Source organism: Pseudoalteromonas sp. Scap25 (assembly GCF_013394125.1).
Classification (GTDB): Bacteria; Pseudomonadota; Gammaproteobacteria; order Enterobacterales; family Alteromonadaceae; genus Pseudoalteromonas.
Map to the genome: position 1 here is coordinate 596,731 of NZ_CP041327.1, position 20,112 is coordinate 616,842.

The window sequence follows — 20,112 nt, forward strand, 5'->3', positions numbered from 1 at the left end:
CCAACCTAACTTATTGAGTTATAATATGTGCCAGTTGCAAACTATATTCAACAATCACATTGAACTTTAAAAACGAAAGGGGTCAAATCTTGACTTCAGACATCAAAGGTCTAGATTTATAGTTTACAGCTTATTGAGTGAATCGCTATGTCTAGGCCGCTGCGAATAGAGTATGAGAATGCGTTTTATCATGTGATGAATCGCGGAAGAGGGCGTGAAAATACCTTTTTGAGTGATGACGACTTTAAATATTTTTTATATTGCATTGAGCAAGCAAGCCTTCGCTTTAATATTGAAGTGCATTCATATTGCTTAATGACCAATCATTACCACTTGCTAATCAAAACCCCTGATGCAAATTTAGGCCGAGCCATGAAGCATATTAATGGCCTTTATACCCAATACTTTAATCGAACACATAATACGGATGGTGCGTTGTTTAGAGGGCGCTACAAAGCGATACTTGTGGATGCAGATAACTATTTATTGCATGTTAGTCGGTACATTCACCGTAACCCAATTGAAACGAGTAGCCCTTTGGTAGAAGAGCTTGTTAAATATAAGTGGTCTAGCTATCCAGCTTTCATTAGAAGGGGAGTAACGCCTAAATGGCTTGTTCGAGACTTTATATTTTCGTTGCAAGGCAAAAAGCGTAAATATGCAGCTTATAAGCAGTTTGTGGAATATGAAAACAACAAAGAAATAAGCTCTTTTTATGGTGCTAAAAAGTTATTGTCGGTTTTGGGTTGTGAGGACTTTATTGAAAACATAAAAGACTATATTGCCAAGTCAGATAGTGAAAGTAAGCTTGTTAGTAAAAAGCACTCAGCAGATGATGTTATAGCTTACTTAGCTCAATACTTTAATGTTGAAGTTGATGAGATTATAGCGGTTAAAAAGGGGCGAAAAGAGAAAATTTACCACGCTGGTTTGCTATTAAATTATGCCAAGATTTAATAGGATTAAATTTGCAGGCTTTAGCAGATGTTTTTAATGTTGAACACTATTCGGCAATATCGAAAGCTGTCGGTAGGTTGAATACATTAATGGTTGAAGATAGAAAGGTTAAATTACAATTGTACAAGTTGCAAGATTGTTTGATGTCTGAAGTCAAGACTTGACCCCATTTGGTTCATTTGGTTGCACATTTGGTTGCATTTGGTTCTGACCCCATTTGGTTCATTCGGTTGAAGTCAAGACTTGACCCCATTTGGTGACCCCATTTGGTTCTCATGACCCCATTTGGTTCTCATTTGGTTCTGACCCCATTTGGTTCATTCGGTTGAAGTCAAGATTTGACCCCATTCGGTTCCAGACCCCATTCGGTTCCTTCGGTTTAAAAAGTAACAACACTTGGTTTTTTGAATAAAAAGATCAAGAAAGCACAGCTGCCTGCTTGACCGGAACTTCCTAATGGGTGACTCTTGTGGCTTTTTATGTGTTTTCTCCTTTTAAATCAATGGTTTGTAAGGGATTTTGCTTTTCGTTTCTAATTTTTCACGGTTTTGGTTAATTTTATGTTGCAATAATGCTTCCGTGAGGTTAATGTAACTTTAGAGGTACAAGAGATGCTTCAAAATCATCAACTTTATTAAAAGGAAAATAAAATGGAAAATAAAATGGAAAACATTCAACAACTTCCAGTAGAAAACAACGAAGAACTACAGCTAGATGAAATTCAAGAAGTTGAATCACATGTAGATCACGATTGGGAAATTGGCGTTGGCTGCTCAACACCTTTCTAATTGAGCTTTTAAAATAAAAAGAGAGAAGTATTACTTCTCTCTTTGTTGCGAATCTAATGAATAATAAAGAATCAAGATATCAACAAGAAAAAGCTAGGTTTTATGGTATTGCAAAGCAGGTTTGTAGCAGCAATCTAATTGAATCTCAACTTGATAAAGAATTTTCCCATTGGCTAGCTTACAGAAAATTACATGCCGACTTTTTAATTAATGGACCAGAAAGTCAATTCTATTTAAATTGCGATGTAAGCTTCGAAGACAATGTCGAAGTCGAAAATAAAAATATATTTTTTTTGTTTCATTATGGCCCTTATTTCTCTGTTCCCCTTTACTTTGTAAAAAAATTTAATTTCAGTGGCGCGGCTTTCATTCTGACTTCACAGAGTATTGATTTAGGACTTGTAGTAAAATGTGCGCATGCCTTTGGTTCAGAATTAGAACCAATTGTTATTGATGAATCAGGCTTGTTTGTGAAAAAAGTACTCAAAGCAAAAAAAGCTGGAAAATGTATTTTTATATTGGTCGATTTACCAGCCGGTAGTGACGATAAAAATTATAAGATGTTTGATACTCATTTTGGCAAAATTAAGCATCGTTTGGGGTACATGCGTATCGCCTCGATGTTAAAACAAAAACCATCTTTAATACTACCTCAAATAAGTAATGATTATAAAAAAATGTCTATTGGACTAGCTGAAATTAATAGCCATGGTGAAGTTGTAGATGAATATGTAAAGTTGTTAGGTAATGACTTCAAAAACTTTGAGCGGGTTAATGAATTAGAACGAATGTGTGAATTTAAATAGCGTAAGGGTCTGCCATAGTGAATACATTAGATGAGAGTTACATATTTAATTACAAGGAAAAATTAGATAATGGCCACGTTGTATCAATAAAAACGATTCAAGACAGATATTTCCATATCCCAAAAGACATTTTTACATTACTAGAAAAGCATTCTTCTAATACTGGTGAAATTTCCAATATGCTCAAAGCTGAGTATATTTATGATTTACATAAAAAAGGTGTGATTTATAAAGCCAGTGAGATAGAGCATATCAGTGAGAGTACTGGAGAGGAAGTTGAAGGGTTTGTTCTGTTAAAAGAGCGACCTTTAAGCTTTGCACTAAAATTCTTCAGTTTATTTAGTTACGCAAGACTATTGATTCCTTACCTAGTGTTGATATTAAGTATCTCTTTTTACCTTTATGACACTAATAATATACTTACTGCCATACCTTCAGCGTCAGTTGGTATGGGGTATGATATTTTAATTATGCTTATGCTGTATATATTTACTTCTGGCATTATTCACGAGTTGGGTCATAGTTCTTTGCTCTATAAATACCATGGTAAAGAAGCTCCAATTGGTGTCACATTTAACTATTGCTTTCCAGCATTTTTTTCGGATGTTAGAGATGCTGCATTACTTATAGACAAAAATAAAAAATTAAAAGTACTCTTTGCGGGCGTTTTATATCAAATTATCTTCTTTCCTCTATTGGTTTTACCATTTTATTTTTGGTTAGGAGAGGTTGCGCTAGTTTTACTTTTTTACATGCTAGCGATACAAATTTTCTTTAATTTGGTTCCTTTTGTAAAAAACGATGGCTATTGGATATACAAAGAAATGTTCTCAGCCAGGGAGAGGAAAAAAAGGATTCATTATTTTACTTTTAGGTTATTTTTGGTACTTGGAATTGGATACATAAGTTATGTGGTCCTTCTTACTGGATGGCATTTTTACTCGAATGTTGTCATTGAGGGAATTGCAGTTTTAGATCAGCCTGCATTTGATATTTTTAGGCAGCTTTTGGTTAGTATGTATATTGTAGTCGGTTTATATAAATACCTTTCTCAAAGAGAAAGCGAGGGGGAAATGTGAGGGATTCATTATTATTTTTATGTTTAATTTGCTCATTTGCATCAAACGCAGAAGAGCCATATAAACTTGACCTATCCATGTCATACATTGAAGGCTATAAAAGTACGGTTAATGGCAATTCCTTTGATATTGATTCGTTTTTTGAGCACGGCTTAGGGGTTTCATACCAAGTTGAACTCAGTGAATTTTGGAAAGCGGATTATAACATTGGTTTAACTTTCTCTGAGCAAGGCCCTGAAAGTCAATCTATATATGGGGTTTACACAGGGATTGATTTTGAATATCAAAACTTCAGTGAACAAATAAAGCCTTTTTTGGGGATGCAAATACATAAGCCTCTCTCATCGAGTAATACGATCGAAAATACCAGTAAGTTCAAAAAATCACTCGGGTTTAATTTCTATCCTGCCAAGGCTGCTTATTCTATTAGCTTTTCAGTTAGTCAGTCTGATTAGAGAGAATTATGGGTATTCGTAAAATATTTTTCTTTTCGGGTTTGGTTTTTATTTCTGGCTGTACTGCGACGATTAAAACCAAAGGGGTCAAGTCTTGACTTCAGACATCAAAGGTCTAGATTTATAGTTTACAGCTTTTTGAGTGAATCGCTATATCTAGGCCGCTACGAATAGAGTATGAAAATGCGTTTTATCACGTAATTAATCGTGGAAGAGGGCATGCAAACACCTTTTTGAATGATGATGGCTTTAAGTCTTTTTTACATTATATTGAGCAAGCCTTCGTTTAATATTTATGTGTATTGTTCTGTTTAATGACCAGTCACAACCACTTGCGAATCGAAATCCCGTTACTAATTTCAAGACTATAAAACTGTAGCCAACATGGGCAAAAACCTGAAAAGAGTTGGGTATGTTGGAATTGCGCTGATAGGGTTGAGGCAGCGAAGCTGGAGGTTATTCTGGAGGGGTTGCAGGCGAGTTAATATATGAGGTTGTTGAAAAGTAATGGAGCCTATTAAGTTGTGGTTTTTAACTCTGTTTCTTACATCTGCGGGTCTTTTCTTTTTTATAATATTACCAATTTTAATAGCTATAAAAGATAAAAAAACTCGGTTGGTAGAGGATGTTCTAGATGATGGAAATCGTTTTTACTCATTAAATATCATAACTGCTGGTAGCGGAGCATTGCACTACGGTTCTATATTTCTAATCGATTGGTATGCTAGGCGTTATAAGGTAATAGAGGAGAGAGAAAAGGTACCCAAAAATTTGCAGATGTGGTTTAAGCTTCATTATATTTTGTTTATAACATTTAGCCTTATGTTTTTATTAGCATGCCTAATGGCCTACTTTGTTTAGATTAACTGCTTTTCTTTTTTGTTGATTAAATAATGGATTTGATATTTTTTGGTGTTGGCTTAAGTGTTATTTTTATCATTCTTTTACCTTTAGCTTTTTATTTAAAAGCAAAAAAGCTCAGAACGGTTGAAGATATTTTAGAGCATGGAAATCGCTACTATTCCCTAAATATTTTTATGGCGCTTCATGGTTTACTTCATTATGGCAGTGTATTTTTATTTGATTGGTATGCAAAACGGTATAATTTATTAAATGATAGAAACAAGGTACCAGCTCACGTCTCGAGATTATTTAAAGTGTATTTTGTAATTTTTATGCTTTGTGCACTATTAATGTTTTCATCTGTATTCTTTGAATAAAGACTTAGATTTTAAAGAGCAAAGGACTAAATAAAAGGAAAAAAGGTCAATGGATGAGCTTGTTAGGTCTCTTTTGGTCTATATAAATAAACTCCGTATTTTGACAAAGTAGTTTTGAGTGAGATTTAGTAACTCTATTTCAAAGGTGTACATTAATTGGGGAAATATATAATATTGTTAATATCTAATATTAAACGGATTTAATTATGGAAGAAGTTACATTTTTTTCAGAAAATAAAGTTAAAGAAAAATTACAAGTACATTTTGATGGCCTGCAAAACCAACAAGTATTATATGGAAAGAAGGTAGAAAAAATATTTAAAAGAAAAAATTGCACGTATATATTCTTTACCTCCGATGATTCTCCATACGAGGAGACATTATATATTACTTTGATTGATTCAAAAGGTGAGGTTATTGAAAGTGTTGAACTCTCGAAGCCTTATTCTCCAGGGATTTTGAAAGATTTAATAATTAAAAATGATCAAACGATTGAATTCAAATTTTGGGGGGATTCGATAAATAATTTAATTATTGCCGACAAAAAAAAAGTGCACATTTCTCATGCAATACCTTCAAATGGCCTTCGTTACTCAAATAAATTATCACCAAGTTATCTAACAATAAAAGATTAAGGTTTACAAACATGGACTCGTTTATTTCTGACAAAGATGTAGAAACTAGTATTAGGCAAATGGAAGTAGCAGCAATTAACTTTGGTAGTCGTTTCATAAATGATTCAAAAGTAAGGGCGCTATATATGGAACAGACAAAAAAAATGTCTTTGGAATTAGTTAATGCTTATAAGACTGGAGTCATAACACCTAAACAAGCTGCTGTAGCTGCGAATGAAATGCGAAATGAAATCATGGCAGTCTCTCGCAGTAAAACTAGTGATATTGGTAAAGCTAAGGTTGTTAAGTTAAAGGCCAGTGGTTTGAATTTAGAGGTATTACTAGATAAATATGCAAAAAGCCAGTTCGGTAAAGGTTTTGGCGAGCTAAATGAATCAGAAGCTTCATCTATTTATAAAAAGATAGTTCAAAGTGCAGGGAAGGCAAACCCTAACGTTAGCGCCAAAGCAAACAACTTAGGCAAAGCAGGGCGAAGCTTATGGGTACTTTCTATATGTATCGCAGTTTATAATATTAGTAGTTCAGATAATAAACTCAAAGCGGCAGGACGTGAAGCAACTAACATTGGAGGTGGCTTTGCTGGGGGCGCCGCTGGGGGCGCGACTGCTGGCATCTGGTTTGGGCCTATAGGTGTAGCAGTAGGTGTTGTTGTTGGTGGAGTTTTGGGTTCTATTATATCTGATCAAGTATATATTGAACTTGCAGGCCCAGATGGGGAGTTTGCCAGAAGCTTTATACCTCGCTTTACTAATGTTTTTTCTACTAATGAGAATAAAATGGCGAGTGCTTTAATTACTGAGTGTACATATGAATTAGATAAGGTAATGGCTGTTTTTATACAGTTGAATGATAAGTATTTTACAGATGTTGATGACATAGCAATTGCTTATATAGAGTTGATTAGAACAGGTAGGTATCCTCTTATTAAGCAAGCTCTATCACTAAATAAAGCTCTGAAAAATTATCTTATTCAGATATTGGGTAGCGGCTGGACATCGTCTTCTGAGAAAGAATGCATAAGGTACCTTCGCCATGTTTAGTTACAGGGTCTAATTTAGTCAAACAGTGCTTTTTCCATTTGACCTAAATACCTCCTTATAATATTGAGGAGGTTAAAATATCTAAACATATTCTGAATATTCAGTAGAAAACCAAAAGCCGAAGGGCGGCCATTAAAAACCTCTGGTCAAGCAGGGATGTTTGTCTTTGCCTTGAATACAATACGACATATCCAGTCTTAATATCCATCTTAAAGCCACATAAAAGTATTAATTGCTGTAAACACCCTGTTTGTACCTAGAGTGCTTATTTCTTTTATAACTAATTGCTTAACAGTACCTAATTTAGGATTAGTATTAGTTACTACTTAAAACAATAATAAAATAAGTGCCAGAAATAGCCTTTAAAAAAGAGGTATTCATGGAAGATCTATTTATAGGTTTACATTGCAAATGTCGGCGTTATATTACTTTTAGTTTTGATATTAAGAGCAATTAAAAAAGTGGATTTAAATCTAATGTGGTCTTTGATTTCGTTAGGTATTTTAGTTTGCTACTTTTTTGCTTTGTTTAAAGGTGGAAAGGTTATCCCCTTGGGTATGCTTTTTCCTGATATGTCGTGGAATTGGTCTGGAAAAGTAGCGGCAATAATCCTTTGGTTAGTCGTACTATTGGCTTTAGTTAAATTTAAAGCTAACTTTCGTATTGCAGATGCTGGTTTTACTTTTAGGCAAAATGAAAACTCTATAAAACCCGCTTTTACAGTTATGTGCTTGTTTATCATTTTACAGATAGTTGTATCACTTTTTTGGAGTGGTGAAGCTAATTACGATTTAGAAACCTTACTTTATCAGGCAACAATGCCAGGCTTTGATGAGGAGCCTATGTTTAGAGGGATTCTTTTATTTTGTATATCTTTGGCAATCATATCTGAACGCTATAGTTTAGGTGGTGCGTCAATTAACATTGCAGGGTTGATCTTAGTGGTGTTATTTGGACTAGTTCATGGGGTTATGTTTAATGGTGGAGAGTGGCACTTTTCTTTCCCCGCTATTTTATTAACAGGCGGCTACGGCTTTATTTTACTTTGGCTAAGAGAGCGCACAGGGAGTTTGGTGTTTCCTATTTTAGCCCATAATAGTGTTAACTTTGTTGGGCAGCTAATCTAATTAAAAGTTTAATTTAAGAGAGGTAAAATCTTGTGTAAGTTTTTACCTCTTCACCGGCTGCAGCCAAAAGGGCTCGTTTGCAAGTGACCACAAGTCATTCATGCCTGCAATTTGAGCTCCTTTTATTACCTATGCTTTTAGTGCTTTGTACTGCTAAATTAGCTTTCGAACACTACTCAGCTTGAAAGCATGAGAAGCCCAGTACTTACACTTTAAACTGTTGTACCAATTTTAATAAGTTATTGCCTAGTATTGCCATTTCGTTACTTGCTGTTGATGTTTGCTCAGTTGCAGCTGATGATTGCTCTGTCACTTGTTTAATATTAACAACGTTGCGGCTGATCTCATCTGCAACCACGGCCTGTTGTTCAGCGGCTGAGGCTATTTGCGCGTTCATATCATTAATTGCGCTGCTGTAGTCATTGATTGTTCGCAGGGTTTCACCTGTTTTACTCACTTTTTCAACAACTAAGTCTGTTTGTTGTTGGCTTTTGGTCATTACCTCAATGGCGGTTAATATTCCGGATTGAAACTTATCGATCATTTGTTCTATGTTGGTGGCCGACTCTTTAGTTCGTTGTGCTAAGGTTCTTACTTCATCAGCAACAACTGCAAAGCCTCTGCCTTGCTCACCCGCTCTTGCGGCTTCAATGGCGGCATTTAATGCCAATAAGTTTGTTTGTTCAGATACGCCTTTAATAACATCTAATATGGTACTTATATTTTCGCTGTCGGCTTGTAGCTTTTCAATTGCAGAGGCGGATTGGTTAATTTCTTTAGTAAGGTTATCAACCGCGTGAACTGTTTCGTTCACCATGCTTTCACCGGCTTTAGCATTATTATTTGAATCACTTGCTGAACTTGCTGCATTTTCTGCGCTATTTGCAACGTCTTGAATTGTTGCATTCATTTGCGTCATAGCGGTGGCAACTTGTTGCGTTTCATCATGCAGCTTTTTAACTGCTGCACTTGTGGTGTTACTAACTATTGAAAGCTCTTCGGAAGTTGATGCAACCTGAGTGGTTTCAGATGCCACTGAGGTTATTGTGGTGCGAATTTTAGCAACAAATTTATTAAATGCGCGGGCAACGTCGCCGGTTTCATCTTTTGATGAATCGTCGACTGTTACGGTTAAATCACCTTCGCCATCGGCAATATCGTTCATTCTATGTGAAAGGCGATTAAGTGCGCCGGTAATTCTCGAAGAGATAAAAATGGCAATAACAATACCTGCGATTAAGCCTACAAGGGTAATTACAAGCATTAAGCTATATGCAGAGGAGTGCCGTGCTTGAGCTTCTAACTCGTCATTTGCCATATCTTGTTCGATTGCATTTACTAAATTAGTCATTTGAGAAATGGCTAAATCGTTTAGCCTCCTGCCTTCATTTTTAGATAAGGCTATTGCTTTGTCGTTTAAATCAGCTCTTGCTAGATCACGAATTTGAAGATTTACCTCAATATATTCATCCCATGTCGCGGCAAATTCATCGAGTAAACGTTTGCCGTTGTCATTGACTAAATTGCGAAGAGTTGCACGTCGCTTTAGCATTTCATCTCGCGTTTGAGCTATGAAGTCGGCGTATTCATCCATGGCTGCTTTTGAGTCTGCCAAAATTATATTTTTTTCAGCTCGAGATACAGCTAAAGCGCCTTGATTGACTCTAGCTGCCAGTTTTACTTTTTCAGCTGAAACATTAATTATTTTACTCATTTGATCATTCATTATGGAAAGGTTATATATACCAATCCCAGCAGTAACAATTAGCATGATGATTATTAGACTAAAACTCGCTAATAATTTTGCTTTAATTGAAGTGAAACCAATTTGATTTAAATTTGAAATCATTTTTAAATTCCTTTTGGCAGTCCATTTATCGACTTGTATCTTTGAAAAATAACAGGTTCGTTGTAGCACCACTAATTAATAAACTGTAGAACAAAAATTTAATAAATAAAGGTTGGTTTTTAATCAGGTTAATTGTGTTATTTTTGATAGACGAGAGAGTTATGAACTTTATTTATTATAATTCCCCGACTTTAATGATTAATATTTTATAAATTAAAGTGTGATTTTTTGGGTTGTTTTTTCTTTTTTTTATTAAATAGTTAGGTTTTCAAGGCTACTTTTTAAATTATCACCGCTTAGGGCTAAACAGTGATAATTGAGAATGAAAAGTCAGCCAGCGAGTAAGGAATTGAGCTGGCTTGACTGTATTTAACGTTTACTCTGGAACGAAAGGGGTCAAATCTTGACTTCAGACATCAAAGGTCTAGATTTATAGTTTACTACTCATTGAGTGAATTACTATGTCTAGGCCGCTGCGAATAGAGTATGCGTTTTATCATGTGATGAATCGTGGGAGAGGGCGTGAAAATACCTTCTTGAGCGATGACGACTTTAAGTGTTTTTTATATTGCATTGAGCAAGCAAGCCTTCGCTTTAATATTGAAGTGCATTCATATTGTTTAATGACCAATCATTACCACCTGCTAATCAAAACCCCCGATGCAAATTTAGGCAGAGCCATGAAGCATATTAATGGCCTTTATACCCAATACTTTAATCGAACACATAACACAGATGGTGCGTTGTTTAGAGGGCGCTACAAAGCGGTGCTTGTGGATGCAGATAACTATTTATTACATGTTAGTCGGTACATTCACCGTAACCCAATTGAAACGAACACACCGTTGGTAGAAGAGCTTGCTAAGTATAAATGGTCTAGCTATTCAGCTTTTATTAAAAGAGGAGCGACACCGAAATGGCTCGTCCGAGATTTTATATTTTCGCTGCAAGGCAAAAAGCGTAAATATGCAGCTTATAAGCAGTTTGTGGAATATGAAAACAACAAAGAAATAAGCGCTTTTTATGGTGCTAAAAAGTTATTGTCGGTTTTGGGTTGTGAGGACTTTATTGAAAACATAAAAGACTATATTGCCAAGTCAGATAGTGAAAGTAAGCTTGTTAGTAAAAAGCACTCAGCAGATGATGTTATAGCTTACTTAGCTCAATACTTTAATGTTGAAGTTGATGAGATTATAGCGGTTAAAAAGGGGCGAAAAGAGAAAATTTACCACGCTGGTTTGCTATTAAATTATGCCAAGATTTAATAGGATTAAATTTGCAGGCTTTAGCAGATGTTTTTAATGTTGAACACTATTCGGCAATATCGAAAGCTGTCGGTAGGTTGAATACATTAATGGTTGAAGATAAAAAGGTTAAATTACAATACGGAAAACTTCGAGATTGTTTGATGTCTGAAGTCAAGATTTGACCCCATTTGGTTTTCAATACGGAAAACTTCGAGATTGTTTGATGTCTGAAGTCAAGATTTGACCCCATTTGGTTTTGAAGTCAAGATTTGACCCCATTTGGTTTTCCATTTGGTTTCATTTGGTTTTTGGTTTTCGTGATTTTTGCAGTTTTTTTATACATTTATTTACAATGGATTGACATGAATTCTTGTACCTAAAAAAACTTTAGTATTTAATGAGGTTTTATCCTTTTGTTGTTCATTGCTCGTCAATGGTATGTCAAAGATGAGGAACGGAAGGCCCATTAGATTACTTTTCACATCGGAAGTGGTTTTATATTATGAAAATCAAAATTTTAAGTTTAGCTATATCGGCTGTATTGTTAACTGGCTGTGGGGGTTCTGATAAAAAAAGCACACCGACCGTAGTCCAAAGTGTGTTTGAGATCCAGCCATTAATGACGGTTACGGGCAAGGAAGATAGTCCATCAGCTATAGTCATTAATGCCAATAAAGTCCCTGATGACGCTGAGGCCATAGTTTTAGAATTAGTAGAACAACCTACGCTTGGTGAGATATCGGGTATATATCCAAATTTAAGCTACGTGCCGGTGGCAGACCAATTTGGTGACGATACCTTTAGCTTTAAACTAAAAAAAGGCACTAAAGAAAGTAGCACGGTAAAAGTTAATATTACCCTTGCGGCTGTTAACGATGCGCCAGTAATTACAGGAACTCCTGCTGCTACTGTGCAAGCTAATGAAACGTATCATTTTGCTGCCGCGGCTTCAGATATTGATTCTGAGCAATTGAGTTTTAGTATTGACAATAAACCTGATTGGGCGACGTTTGATACTGTAACTGGGGTATTAAGTGGTATGCCTTCAAATCAGCATGCAGGTAAAACCAGTGGTATTGTTATTCGTGTCTCAGATGGTGAATTTGAAGCTGCTTTACCTGCATTTGATATTGAAGTGATTGCAGTATCTTGGGTTAAACTCGGTGATTTACCGGGCTTTGAAGGTACGCATTTAAATGTTCAGTCAACCAGTGATGATCTGTATGCAGTGACACATAACTTTGCGATTGCTGCTGCTTCTATATGTTCAAGTGCCGAACCGAGCGCTCCGAGGTTGTCACATTGGGATATAGCACAAAATAGCTGGCAAAAACTGAGCTCACCGCAATCGAGTCGTTATTATTATCAATCAGAACTTGTTGATAAAAAGCTTTATCTCTTTGGTGGCACCGAGGCGTGTGCAAGTGGGGCAAATGCACAAGCTAATATGGAAGTGTATGATACACAAGAAAAAACCTGGCAGACGTTTGCAGCACCTACCTTTGCGCCGTTTATTAATCCGCTACAAGCGAGTTGTTCATTTAATGATGAGGTCATTGCGTTTTCTAAAAATGGTCAACAGCAACGCCTTAATCGTTTAAATACAGTGGATAACAGCTGGCAAGCAACAGAACTACCTGAGAGTTTGAATGAAATACAGCATTGTTTTAGCAAAGGTGATGCGCTTTTTGTTATCCAACGTCAATACGAGCAATTACTGTTAAGTCAATTTGATGTTGCTACACAAAGTGTTTTAAATTCAGAGTTAATTCCTGATTTTGAAGCCGGTGTTTATTATGACACTACACTTATAGGTAATACGTTATACCTGTTAAGTGCAAAAAACTTTGTGGAATTTGATTTTGATTTAATGCAATGGAAAACGCTTACCGCTAATCCGTTTGCGGTTGAGGTGCAAGATACGACTAGCTATTATTTACGTGATTTTAAAACGGTTGCCTATGGTAATACTCTGCTGTCGGTTGGTGGCGCTTATACCAATTATTATGGTAAAGCCATATATCAATATATTCCGCAATAATTTATATCCATAAAACTGATTTAAAGGGCTCACAGAGCCCTTTTTTATTGCTGATTTACCTTATTAATTAAAAATTAAGCGTCTAGCGATGTAGAGCAAAGTGATCATCCATTATAAAGTTCCGGTCAAGCAGGCAGCTGTGTTTTCTTGACCTTTTTATTCTAAAAGCCAAACGCCCCTACTTTTTAAACCAATTTAAATATGGCTATGGACCTAGTAATGGCCTCGATTGGTGAGAATACGCGCTATGGCTTGGGTAAAGAACGCCCTATGAATTTAGATATTTTTAGCATCATTGATGATTAAGTAAGGCCCTTGGTCTCCGTCATCGTTTACTACCAATATCAGTCCTGTTTCTGGCAGTGTATATACACTGCCTAATAACAAATAAATTTAAAATTAGTTATCTTCGATAACAATGGTGCAGGCAGCAGGGCTTTCACCAGTCATACTTATTACTGCCGTATACCCGTTATGACTTTCATCGTAAATGCCATCATCAGAGTAGTGTTTTTTTGTTTTATCAGCCGCTTTATATGCATCTTTAGAGCTACTATAAGGCGTTTTACTATGCTGTACTTTAAAATAGTTCTGTTTATTTACTGGTGTTGCGGACATAATTGCCCAACCAGATTTATTACCTGAAATTTCAATGCTCATAGTAATATTTGAACCCGCACCTTTAGCATGAACACCTGCTTCCCAAAGCTCCCCAGGGTTAATTTTGTTGCCACCGTCAACATCTCGTAAACTACCATGGTCAATATAGTAATCTACACTTATTGTTGATTTTGTAGCATTCCTTATACCAACAGCCAAATCGTTGCGATCTTTATTGCTACCAAAAACACTAGTAATTAGCTGATTAACATCAATATTAAAATTAGTATCGGTACCCATAATTTATTTCTCCATTGTAAATATCTATTTCATTGTCAAACAACATAAAATTCGTTGTTAATAAAATGTTAGGTTGGATGATTTAAGATATCTATTACAAATTATTACACCCAATACTCAATTGAGTGTAATTAGGAAGGTCGATTAAAAACTCAATACAAAAACTCGTCAGGGTTGCAATTATTAGTGACCCTATGCTTTTTTCTATTTTTACTTCTAGCAACACATGCATTTATAGCGTTATGTAATGCTGTGTAATATTTTTACGCTTGTCTTCAGCTATCTTTATAAAGAGTGTCCATCGCTCACCTAAATCAACTAGCTTAAATCTTTAAGGTGTCTTGGATAACCAACCAAGATCCTAACTTATTTTTATTTAAGCCAGCGATATTGCACAACGTTCACCGTCACAAAGGAGCAAATTATGAATGTGCAAAACAAAACGGGCCCGTCGGTTGCAGTAGATACAGAAATTGATGCTAATATTCTTCTCAGCAGTGCGCAAAAGCAAAAAATTAAAGTGCGTGATAGCAAGTATAAAGCGGCTGATTTATCTTGTCTGAGAGCAATTGCACAGGCTGCAATTAACGTCGAATTATTTACAATCCCGCTTTATATGAGCGGCCTCTATTCGATTCAAGGGACACACCAAATTGCAGACTCGTCGAAACTGTATCCCGGCCGTTATTGGCCAGGGCTTGGTCCTACGGCTGGTTATATTCCTGAAATAAGACGTAATCAGTATGATGTTAACTTAACTGCTTTGTTTGACACCGACACCTCAGCTGGAAACAGTGGTGATGCAAATAAACCAGCCAAAAAATATGAACTGTCTGTTAATCAACAAGTGTTCAACGGGGTATATAGTGTTTTTATTGAAGAAATGCTGCATCTACAACTGGCCTCAAATATGGCAAGTAAATTGGGCCTCACACCGAGCTTTACTAGTCAGGCGTTAATTGACGAAAAATATGGTTGGAAGTGCTACAACAACAAAAGTAGCATTCCACATATTTTGAACTTTGCGGACTGTACTACCGATTTATCTAAATTGAGCCCTGCGGTTCAAGCTTATTTCAAACAAATTTTTCCCAATAAAACGCTACAAGATTTACGTGTTAATGCTACAGAACTCAGTAAAGAGCAAACGCTGCTATTTATGTTGATAGAAGAGACTGAAGAAAATGCTCACAAAATTATTCAACCAGAGTTTTTAAAACCAAACGCAGATACACAACGACCAAAATACTTTGAACAAGCCCCATATGACTGGTGGAAACCGAATTACAAGGAAAGTGACTTGCCGCTATTTGGTTCAATTGGGCACATGTACTTAAGTTATTGGGATTATATTCAGATCCAATATGACGATGGAACTAGTTTGTTAGATTACGCAACTATTCAGCCTACCTGCGAAGCTAGTCAGCGCGACTACTTCAATGAGCGCCCTGGAAATGATGAATATCAAGCACAATTTCCGGGCATTATGGGTTCGCTCAACGTAAATTCAGATCATACAGCTCTCAAAGAAGCCTTAATGAACAATGTGAATGCCATTACGGATCAAGGTGAAGGTGATGGTGTGGCTGACATGCTTTGTAAACGTTGGGCTAATGAGATATGGGCGCAAAACTTTCTTGCTTCTAAGGAGTCGCCATCAAACGATGCTCACCCGAGTACAGTCGAAGAAAAGTTCCAACCAAGCGCTGAAGCATTAAAAGCGGATTACCCAGCAAGCTGCAGTGAAGGTCCTATATCAGGCTCAGCATGTGCACGGATCACCAATAAATATAAAGATCACTTTCAAATTTTCACCGATACGCTGAAGCTGATCGTTGACTTTGAATCCCCTTCATCAAACTCTAGTGAACGCTACATGACATGGCCTACATGGTTTGCTGATGGCAACACTTGGAGCTGTGAATTATTAGATCCCAAAGGGGGCGATGTAGCACATGCGAATAATCCGCAACTCCCAGAGGTAGCAAGCGTAGTGCAAGCGCTCAATAATCTGCGGCTCACGACTAATATTAATGACACTCACCAATTATTTAGTAGTTCAGCAGTAGGTACAATCAAAGGTCTCACAACAGCGCTAGATCGCTATTGGTCGGGTAAAACTGAGGAGTTTCCGGGTCCAGCAATGGGAGGTTCTGGAGATAGAATTTCGATCTGCTGGGCAACTACAGGAATAGCGCCAGATTTAGTGAGCGGTATCGACCCACAAAGTGCGGACACGCTTTATCATGCTTGCCAAGGAATGAGTTATAACAACATCGGCACTAATGATTTACCACCTCCTGAGGTATATCACAGCTGTAAAGGTAGTAATGATTGTAAAGCGCAGGGAGGTTGTGGTTTTGTGCATAGCACAACGCCAGGTGGCAGCTGTGGTGGCAGTGTATCGAGCGGGCCAAAAAGTGCACCAGCCGATAATAAGTGTAATAACTTGGGCGGTTGTGCAGTACCTATTTCGGCGTCTCAACTTTTCCCGAAGCTTTCAGGTGATGACCAAGAATACGATATGCAGTTATTTAAGTTTAACCTTAAAGATAACAGCTTCTCAGCAATAGATTATACTTACCCAAAAAGCCAAGCCGCTCTCAGTGATAAGTCAGATGAGTGCGTATTAATGCCTTATAAAAAAGGTGACGCTGTATACAACATTGCTTGGCAAGCTTACAGTAATGCTAATGGCTTGTTGGATGATAACGGTAAACCGCCTGAGCAGCCAATGCCTTCAGATATTCGTTTAGCACTTCCTCCTTCAACTTGATAGGAAAGAGCGTATGACAAATCTAACTCGGACGCAGGATTTTGCTGCGTCCGCTATCGAAAAGCTAACTGATCTTGGGTTTGGTGTTGGCCTCAGAAGTCAGCATTATCCTTATATTATGTCCCATTTGGAACACGATACATCACTTGGTGTTGATTGGTTTGAAATTATCAGTGAAAACTATATAGATAACCACGGATATGGTAGGTATGTGCTCGATAAATTAAAGGAACAATACCCGCTAGTTATGCATGGCGTATCAATGAATATTGGTAGTAGCGATCCAATTAACTTTGAATACTTACGCAAGCTCAAAGAGTTAGGTGAGTTTGTTAACCCTCAACTTATTTCTGATCATCTATGCTGGACAGGCCTTGCTGGTTTAAATAGTCACGACTTGCTACCAATGCCGCTAACTGATGAAAGTTTACAGCACGTTATTGACCGCGTTGATCAAGTACAAGACTTTTTAGAGAGGCCTTTAGTGCTTGAAAACCCGTCAACTTATCTTGAATTTCAACACTCTACTTTCACTGAAAGCGCGTTTTTTTGTGAGCTCGTCAAAGCAACAGGATGCGGTATGTTATTGGATGTAAATAATGTTTTTGTTAGTAGTTTTAATCATGGTTTTGACGCCGAGCAATTTATTCGCCAATTACCCCTCGATCACATTGTTCAAATACACCTTGCAGGCCCTAGTGATTGTGGAGACTGTTTGATAGACACTCATGACCAGCCTGTCCCCTATAAGGTTTGGCAGCTTTACCAATTGGCGCAGCGCTTAACTGGGGGGACTTCGACCTTACTTGAGTGGGATGCCAATATTCCCAGTTTTTCTGAGCTGGTTGGAGAGTTAAACAAAGCAAAGCTGGTACTAGCAGGTCATATCCCGGAACAAAATACGATTATTAACACTAACGCGCTTTCAACCCCCATAGTTAACGAGCGTTTAGATGCGGCACGCCACACCATGTCTAAGCGAGTAGAGTTAGATCAATGAAAACACCAGACTTAATACAAACCCAGCAGTGGCTTAGCACCGTTTTAATGGTGCGAGGTGATTTGCCACAAAAGCTTAATACTGCTGCTTCACAAGGCTTAACTTTATATAAGTGTGTTAAAAGCAGTGGCACCCTTAATGCCATGCGAAGGGTCGACATCTATGCTGCAGGTTATGTGATGCGTTTAGTCGAGTGCCTTAGGGGGGAGTTTGCACTACTTTGCCAGTTCATGGGTAAGGAAGTATTTGATACCTTCGCTAAAGCTTTTATTGTCACCTTGCCATCGGAGTCTTGGACTATGCACCAGCTAGGCTCGCGCTTCGCTGATTTTTTAGCGCACACAAAACCCACAGGCGATTTTAGCCCGCATCAGCAAGCTATGTTTTGTCTACCCGCAGAACTAGCTAAATTTGAAAGAGCAAAAGCATTAACACTTTTGAAGCCTGGGCCCGAAACCGCACATGAAGCTTTGTCCATTAGCGAAATTGAGCTACTTTGCGGTATTGCGCAAGACTTTATAATAGCAGTACCTGAGTCCGTACAGCTTATTCAAAGCGATTATCCTTTACTGCCTTTAGTCGCTGAGCTTGAGCAAGGTAAGTCATCTCTTGCGCCCACACCAGAGCAAACGTATATTGCCATATCACGCCACCAATACCGCTTAAAAGTCACTATGTTAAACGACTGGCAAACCGATTTCTTGCTTCAGCTAAAAAAAGATCAGCATTGTTACAAAGAGGCTGTCGCCTATTGTTCAGATAAAATGAATATAGAAACACAAGTATTAAAGTCTCAATTAGCTATTTGGATCCCTAGTGCCGTGAATATAGGACTGTTTACGCTACACAAAAATTAATTATCACCTTTGGTGAGTTTCTTATTCCTCGGCTTGCTGAACGGTGTTGGGCTGGTTTTACCGTTATGGCTTGCATCTGCCTTTAGTTTCTCCTTTTATTGGGATTTGAGGCTGTATTTAGTAAAACCACAAAGGGGTTCAAAATTGTAAAATACCGCGCAAGTTGGTCGCGGTTTTTCCTTGATTTTTTATTCACAGAGTTCAAGTGTTTTATTTCAACCCAACAATTAAATGGGGCACCAACTGAAAATACAGTTAAGCTCTTTATTGGAGGCCTTACGTAATTTTTTAGGGGTGACTGATTGCAGGCAGATTATTGAAACATAGTGATAAATTCACTTCCCGTTTTTGTGAAATTTAGGGTGTAATTAATCGATACAGACTAAAGGGCGGCCCCTTACTGAAATAGCTTATGCCTATTATGTTATTAGCAAGCACTTTAAATATAACTTTTATTTTTAAATCTTATATAATTTAAAAATTCACCTTCAAAAAGAGATTACTATGATTCGTAGAACTCTCATTCTTTTTTGCATTTTCTGCTTTAATATCGGCTTGTTAAATGCCAGCGAAAAAGATAAAACCATTACGTTTGCAGTTGGCCATGATCATGAAAAAATGCTGCAGGAAAATTACCCAATCTATCGTGCGAGTTGGCAATTTTTAAATCAAAGCTTAGCTAAATTGGGGTATGAGGTGGATGCCATTGTTTTACCTTGGGCAAGAGCAAACTATTATACTCAGTCAGGAAAAGCTGACGGTCTATTTTTAGCGGCTAATCTACCAGGAAGAGAGCAGTGGGCGGTATTGTCAAACCCAATTGGTATGGGGGCATTTGGTGCTTTTTATCATAAAGATAGAAAAGGCGAAGAAAATATTATTGCGAGTGTTCGTTTAGGTGTACATGACAAAATATTAAAAGGTTATCATACTTATGAGTTGTTAGAAGTTGCCACTGCTCAACAAGGGTTTAAACTACTTTATAATCAAAAAGTAGACCGTCTTATTATGTCGCAGAGTTATGGTGAATACTTGTTAAGTAATGAATTAATTGAATTTAAAAACGAAATATCATTTGATTCTGACGTTATTGAGAAACGTTCAATTCATGTTGCATTTGCAAAAGACATTACTAAAAGTTTGAACGCAATGATTGTAGTAAATAAAGCAATTGATTTAGGTATAAACGACGGTATATACCATAAAGTTATGACTAAAAATAAAGTACCTGAAAGTATGTTTTTGTCTAGTATTGATAGAAAGTAGGCATACCTTATCTATTTTCAATCGCTTTAAAGTCAGTAGATGAGTGAAATTGTCTAATGGATGATTCCT

At 37.0% G+C, this 20,112-nt stretch carries 17 protein-coding genes; 15 read left to right on the forward strand and 2 right to left on the reverse strand.

Annotated features, from left to right (window positions below; genetic code table 11):
- Nucleotides 1–147 precede the first annotated feature (147 nt).
- The 9 genes from FLM54_RS02760 (at nt 148) to FLM54_RS02800 (ending at nt 8,107) form a co-directional block, all read left to right on the forward strand.
- The gene (locus FLM54_RS02760) at nt 148–957 is read left to right on the forward strand and encodes a transposase (protein ID WP_256729630.1); all 810 of its coding nucleotides are present in this window, start codon (nt 148–150) and stop codon (nt 955–957) included.
- Nucleotides 958–1,607: 650 nt separating this feature from the next.
- A complete protein-coding gene (locus FLM54_RS02765; protein WP_178955024.1) occupies nt 1,608–1,745 on the forward strand; it encodes a hypothetical protein in 138 nt (45 codons plus the stop codon).
- Between the two features lie 56 nt (nt 1,746–1,801).
- On the forward strand, nt 1,802–2,551 hold the full coding sequence (locus FLM54_RS02770) for a hypothetical protein (protein WP_178955026.1): 750 nt from the start codon (nt 1,802–1,804) through the stop codon (nt 2,549–2,551).
- Nucleotides 2,552–2,568: 17 nt separating this feature from the next.
- Complete coding sequence (locus FLM54_RS02775; RefSeq protein WP_178955027.1) at nt 2,569–3,630, forward strand: M50 family metallopeptidase; 1,062 nt, start codon at nt 2,569–2,571, stop codon at nt 3,628–3,630.
- Nucleotides 3,627–4,085, forward strand: a complete 459-nt coding sequence (locus FLM54_RS02780; protein WP_178955029.1) for a hypothetical protein — start codon at nt 3,627–3,629, stop codon at nt 4,083–4,085. Before FLM54_RS02775 ends, FLM54_RS02780 begins: the two co-directional genes overlap by 4 nt.
- Before the next feature lie 893 nt (nt 4,086–4,978).
- On the forward strand, nt 4,979–5,305 hold the full coding sequence (locus tag FLM54_RS02785) for a hypothetical protein (RefSeq protein ID WP_178955031.1): 327 nt from the start codon (nt 4,979–4,981) through the stop codon (nt 5,303–5,305).
- Between the two features lie 206 nt (nt 5,306–5,511).
- Entirely contained in the window at nt 5,512–5,940 is a 429-nt protein-coding gene (locus tag FLM54_RS02790) for a hypothetical protein (RefSeq protein WP_013464098.1), read from the forward strand.
- Between the two features lie 11 nt (nt 5,941–5,951).
- Entirely contained in the window at nt 5,952–6,980 is a 1,029-nt protein-coding gene (locus FLM54_RS02795; protein ID WP_013464099.1) for a hypothetical protein, read from the forward strand.
- A gap of 476 nt (nt 6,981–7,456) precedes the next feature.
- Complete coding sequence (locus FLM54_RS02800; protein ID WP_256729631.1) at nt 7,457–8,107, forward strand: CPBP family intramembrane glutamic endopeptidase; 651 nt, start codon at nt 7,457–7,459, stop codon at nt 8,105–8,107.
- Between the two features lie 205 nt (nt 8,108–8,312).
- On the opposite strand, the gene FLM54_RS02805 is transcribed toward FLM54_RS02800, so the two are convergent.
- On the reverse strand, nt 8,313–9,956 hold the full coding sequence (locus tag FLM54_RS02805; RefSeq protein WP_178955033.1) for a methyl-accepting chemotaxis protein: 1,644 nt from the start codon (nt 9,954–9,956) through the stop codon (nt 8,313–8,315).
- A gap of 461 nt (nt 9,957–10,417) precedes the next feature.
- Here FLM54_RS02805 and FLM54_RS02810 point away from each other — a divergent pair, with 461 nt between their 5' ends.
- Together FLM54_RS02810 and FLM54_RS02815 are read left to right on the forward strand one after the other, a co-directional pair.
- Nucleotides 10,418–11,221: a transposase gene (locus tag FLM54_RS02810; protein WP_256729632.1), complete on the forward strand. Its 804-nt coding sequence runs from the start codon at nt 10,418–10,420 to the stop codon at nt 11,219–11,221.
- 484 nt (nt 11,222–11,705) lie between these two features.
- Nucleotides 11,706–13,244: an Ig-like domain-containing protein gene (locus FLM54_RS02815; protein ID WP_178955035.1), complete on the forward strand. Its 1,539-nt coding sequence runs from the start codon at nt 11,706–11,708 to the stop codon at nt 13,242–13,244.
- Between the two features lie 399 nt (nt 13,245–13,643).
- Here the strand turns inward: FLM54_RS02815 and FLM54_RS02820 are convergent, their stop codons facing one another.
- Nucleotides 13,644–14,144, reverse strand: a complete 501-nt coding sequence (locus FLM54_RS02820; RefSeq protein ID WP_138608985.1) for a hypothetical protein — start codon at nt 14,142–14,144, stop codon at nt 13,644–13,646.
- 424 nt (nt 14,145–14,568) lie between these two features.
- Here FLM54_RS02820 and FLM54_RS02825 point away from each other — a divergent pair, with 424 nt between their 5' ends.
- The 4 genes from FLM54_RS02825 to FLM54_RS02840 all read left to right on the forward strand — a co-directional run bounded on the left by FLM54_RS02825 (nt 14,569) and on the right by FLM54_RS02840 (nt 20,043).
- Nucleotides 14,569–16,920 carry a ferritin-like domain-containing protein gene (locus FLM54_RS02825; protein ID WP_178955037.1) on the forward strand — a complete coding sequence of 784 codons (2,352 nt, stop codon included), beginning with the start codon at nt 14,569–14,571 and terminating at the stop codon, nt 16,918–16,920.
- A gap of 13 nt (nt 16,921–16,933) precedes the next feature.
- Nucleotides 16,934–17,920 carry a DUF692 domain-containing protein gene (locus FLM54_RS02830; RefSeq protein WP_138608981.1) on the forward strand — a complete coding sequence of 329 codons (987 nt, stop codon included), beginning with the start codon at nt 16,934–16,936 and terminating at the stop codon, nt 17,918–17,920.
- The gene (locus FLM54_RS02835) at nt 17,917–18,777 is read left to right on the forward strand and encodes a DNA-binding domain-containing protein (protein WP_178955039.1); all 861 of its coding nucleotides are present in this window, start codon (nt 17,917–17,919) and stop codon (nt 18,775–18,777) included. Before FLM54_RS02830 ends, FLM54_RS02835 begins: the two co-directional genes overlap by 4 nt.
- Before the next feature lie 504 nt (nt 18,778–19,281).
- Nucleotides 19,282–20,043 (forward strand): ABC transporter substrate-binding protein, encoded by a 762-nt coding sequence (locus tag FLM54_RS02840; RefSeq protein WP_178955041.1) that lies wholly within the window; start codon nt 19,282–19,284, stop codon nt 20,041–20,043.
- Nucleotides 20,044–20,112: the final 69 nt, after the last annotated feature.